This is a genomic window from Promicromonospora kroppenstedtii DSM 19349 (genome assembly GCF_000515355.1).
Lineage (GTDB): Bacteria > Actinomycetota > Actinomycetes > Actinomycetales > Cellulomonadaceae > Promicromonospora > Promicromonospora kroppenstedtii.
The window spans coordinates 3,745-7,553 of record NZ_KI911691.1; the positions used below are offsets into that span (position 1 = coordinate 3,745).

The 3,809-nt window shown below is 73.4% G+C and carries 4 protein-coding genes; 2 read left to right on the forward strand and 2 right to left on the reverse strand.

Annotation, left to right across the window (positions count from 1 at the left end):
* Both PROKR_RS16585 and PROKR_RS16590 read left to right on the forward strand, forming a co-directional pair.
* Window positions 1-812 (forward strand): helix-turn-helix domain-containing protein (locus PROKR_RS16585; protein ID WP_051433066.1); only part of this gene is annotated, 812 nt, incomplete at its 5' end.
* A gap of 72 nt (window positions 813-884) precedes the next feature.
* Entirely contained in the window at window positions 885-2,177 is a 1,293-nt protein-coding gene (locus tag PROKR_RS16590; protein ID WP_036964827.1) for an MFS transporter, read from the forward strand.
* A 126-nt stretch (window positions 2,178-2,303) separates the two neighbouring features.
* Here PROKR_RS16590 and PROKR_RS16595 read toward each other — a convergent pair whose 3' ends face one another.
* Both PROKR_RS16595 and PROKR_RS16600 read right to left on the reverse strand, forming a co-directional pair.
* Entirely contained in the window at window positions 2,304-3,128 is an 825-nt protein-coding gene (locus tag PROKR_RS16595) for an alpha/beta hydrolase (protein WP_036964831.1), read from the reverse strand.
* Between the two features lie 131 nt (window positions 3,129-3,259).
* Window positions 3,260-3,809 (reverse strand): helix-turn-helix transcriptional regulator (locus PROKR_RS16600; protein WP_036964832.1); only part of this gene is annotated, 550 nt, incomplete at its 5' end.

Here is a 3,809-nt window from a genome sequence, read left to right on the forward strand (position 1 = left end):
GGTTCGCCGCCGCGCCGCCCGCGATCGCGCTCGGCGCGCTGCTCGCCCGTCGGCAGGACGAGGTGCGGCACGCCGAGGTCGAGCTCAGCCGCCTCGAGGAGGTCTACCGGGTGGCCGCGGCGGGCCGGGGTCCCACCGACGTCGTCGACGTCATCCGGGGGGAGGACGCCGTCCGGCACCGGTTCGAGCAGCTCCAGCTCGGGGCGCGCGAGTGCGTCGACGCGTTCGTCCGCCCGCCGGTGATCGTCACGTCGAGCCAGGAGAACTCCGCCGAGGGCCAGGCCGTCGAGCGTGGCGTGCAGTACCGCGTGGTGGTCGAGCGCAGCATGCTGGAGAGCCAGGCCGTGACGGTCGACGAGGCGGTCGAGGCCACGGAGGCTGGGGAGGACGTGCGGTTCGCCGAGCGGGTGCCGCTCAAGCTCATCCTCATCGACCGCCGGCTCGCGCTGCTGCCGCTCACGTCGTCGGGCGACGTCGTCGGCGCGCTGCTGGTCCGCGAGAGCACGCTGCTCGACGCCCTGCTCGCGCTCTTCGAGAACGTCTGGGACCGCTCGACGCCGCTGCTCGTGGGCACGTCGGGCCTGGCCGGAGACGTGGTGGAGCACGTGGACGACGACGACGCCAAGGTGCTCGGCCTGCTGCTCGCCGGGCTGACCGACCAGGCCGTTGCCAACCAGCTCGGCACGTCGCTGCGCACGGTGCAGCGCCGGGTGCGCGCGCTGATGGACCTGGCCGGCGTCGAGACCCGCGTGCAGCTCGGCTGGCACGCCGCGACGCGCGGCTGGGTGCGGGCGGGGGCCGTGCCCGTGTGACGTTCGCGACGCCGGGACGGTAGCGTCCGAAATCCGCTTTCCCGCCGCCCGGCCCGGGGCGAGGATCAGCTCGTGACCTCCTCTCCACGCACCGGCGCCCTCGGATTCTGGGCGGACCTGCCGCAGGACGGCCGCTGGCTGCTGTCCACCGTGGTGGTGCAGTTCTTCGGCCGCGGGCTGACGCTCCCCTTCACGATCATCTACCTGCACGAGGTGCGCGGGTTCTCGCTCGCTCTGTCCGGCACGCTCATGGGCCTGATCGCCGTGGTCGGCGTGCTCGTGACCGGCCCCGCCGGCGCCCTCGTGGACCGCTACGGCGCCCGCCGCGTCATGCTCACCGGCCTGTTCTTCGCGGTCGCGGGCTACTCGGTGCTGGCCTTCGCCACGACGCCGCTGGTCGCGGCCGCCGGGCTCGCGCTGTTCGGCGTGCAGCTCGGCGTCGGCTGGCCGTCGGTGAACGCGCTGGTGGCCACGGTCGTCGACGGCGACCTGCGGCAGCGGTACTACGGCGTGAACTTCGCGCTGCTCAACCTCGGCGTCGGCGTGGGCGGCGTGGTGGGCGGCCTCGTGGTCGACGTCGAGCGGCCCGGCACGTTCGTCATGGCGTTCCTGGTCAACGCCGCGACGTTCCTGCTCCCGATCGTGGTGCTGCTGGGCCCCCTGCGGCACCTGCACGGCCGCGTGGACCGGCCGCACGACGCCGACACCGGCGGCGAGAGCTACCTCGCGATCCTGCGCCGGCCCGAGGTGCTGTGGCTCTCGGCGCTCGGCCTGCTGGCGGCGTTCGTGGGCTACGGGCAGATGGAGGGCGGCTTCCCGGCCTTCGCCCGGCAGGTCGCCGAGGTCTCCACGCGCGTGGTCGGGTTCGCGTTCGTGGTGAACACCGTGGTGATCGTGGCCTTGCAGTTCTGGGTGATGAACCGCGTGAGCGGACGACGCCGCACGCGCGTCCTCGCGCTCATGGCCGTCGTCTGGGCCGCGGCCTGGCTGCTGCTCGGCGTCACCGGCCTGATGCCCGGCGGCCTCGCGGCCGTGGTCATCGTGCTGGCGTTCCACGGCGTGTTCGGCCTGGGGGAGACCCTCATGCAGTCCGTGCTGCCCGCCCTGACCAACGACATGGCGCCCGCCCACCTGCGCGGCCGGTACAACGCCATCGGCTCGGGCTCGTTCCAGGCCGGCACCATCGCGGGGCCCGTGGTCGCGGGGTTGCTGCTGGAGCACGGCTGGTCCGGGGCGTTCATCGGCGTCGTGGTGGCCGGGTGCGCCGGCATCGCGGCCACGGCCTACGCCGTCGGACGGCGCGTGACGCCGGCGATCAACGGTGTCGAACGCGCACGGACGGAGGCGCCGACGTCGTCGTCCTGACGCGCGGGTCTGGGGCCGCATTAGCGGCTCCCCTTCGAAGCCTAAGTTTCTTCGCTTTGGGCGGCTCCAAAGCGAAGAAACTTAGGCCTCAAAGGGGGTGGCGCAGCAGCGCCCCGCGGAGCAGGGTCAGCCCACCGGGTCCGCCGTCGCCGCGTGCTCCCGCGCCCATGCCAGTGCGTGGTCGGCCACGGCCTCCCAGCCGGTCGCGCCGCAGGTCCAGTGGTCGCGGCCCTCGAACTCGTAGTACTCCGTCACGGCGGGCGACCTGTCGTAGTGCTTGGCGTTGGACCGGTTCACCGACGGCGGCATGATGTGGTCCTCGCTGCCGCCGATGAACAGCAGCGGAGCGCGGTCGGCCGCGTAGTCCACCCAGGTCTCCTGGGGCCCGGGCTTGAGGTTCGCGAACAGGCCGTACTCCCAGACCCAGTGCCCGGGCGCGGGGATGGAGTAGCGCTCCCAGACCTGGCGGGACTCCTCCTCCGAGAGCGTGTTGGTGAACGCGTAGTGGAACTCCTCGGGCGTGAAGCCCACGGCGCGGTGCCGGTTGGCTGGGTTCCTCAGCGCCGGGAACAGTGACCTGACCTGGGACAGCGGGCTGACCCGCACACCCTCGGTGGGCGCGGAGTCGATCACCACGCCCGCGGCGCCGAGCCCGCGGGCGAGCAGGAGCTGCGTGAGCGTGCCCCCGAACGAGTGGCCGATGATGATCGGCGGCTTCGGCAGGGCCTCGATCACGCCGGCGAGGTGGTCGACGGTCTCGGGCACCGTGAGCTCGGCGATGATCTCGGGGTGCTCCCGCAGGGCCTCGACCTCGATGTCGAAGCCGGGGTAGCCGGGCGTCACCACGTTCAGGCCCTCGGCCCGGAAGTGGTCCACCCAGGCCTCCCAGCTGCGCGGGGTCATCCACAGACCATGGACGAGGACGACGGTGTCGGGCTGCGCTGCGTTCATCGGGCTGCTCCTCGGGGGCGTCGTTCAGGGGCATGCGCGCCGGCCGGGGCCGGACGTTGACCCGACCTTGCCGTCCCGCCCGGCCGCGCGGACCACGTGAACCACGTAGTCCGTCGTGGGGCCGGGAGTTGCTAGGGCGCCGCCCTGGCTCGTGGGGCCAGCCGGTCCGCGAGCTGCCGCCGGGATGTCACGCCGAACTTCTGGAAGACCTTGCGCAGGTGGTAGTCGACGGTGCTGGGGCTGATGAACAGGTTCGCCGCGATCTCGGGGTTGGTGTGCCCGCGCGCGGCCAGGCGTGCGATCGTGTGCTCCTGCGCCGTCAGGCCGAACCGCCGGGGTGGGGCGTCGGTCTCGCCCGGGGTGCCGAGAGCCGCCAGCTCCGCGACGGTGCGCGCCACGAACAGCTCGGCGCCGCTGTGGTGCAGCTGCTGCAGGGCGAGCCGGAGCTGCTCGGCCGCGTCACGGCGCCGCCGGGCTCGGCGTAGCCACTCCCCGTAGACCAGGTGGGACCGGGCCCGGTCCATCTCCGCGCCCGTGCCGCCCAGCGCCTCGACCGAGGCCCGGTAGTGCGGCTCGGGATCGTCGGGGTCGGCCAGGGCCAGCGCCAGCGCCCGTTCCGCGACCCCGCGGCACCAGGCCGAGGCGTTCGCGTCCGCGAGGGCCGACAGCAGCCGGGCGGCC

Excerpts from the sequence above, each read along its gene's own strand:
- PROKR_RS16595 (WP_036964831.1), bottom strand. The coding sequence starts at position 3,128 with ATGAACGCAGCGCAGCCCGACACCGTCGTCCTCGTCCATGGTCTGTGG.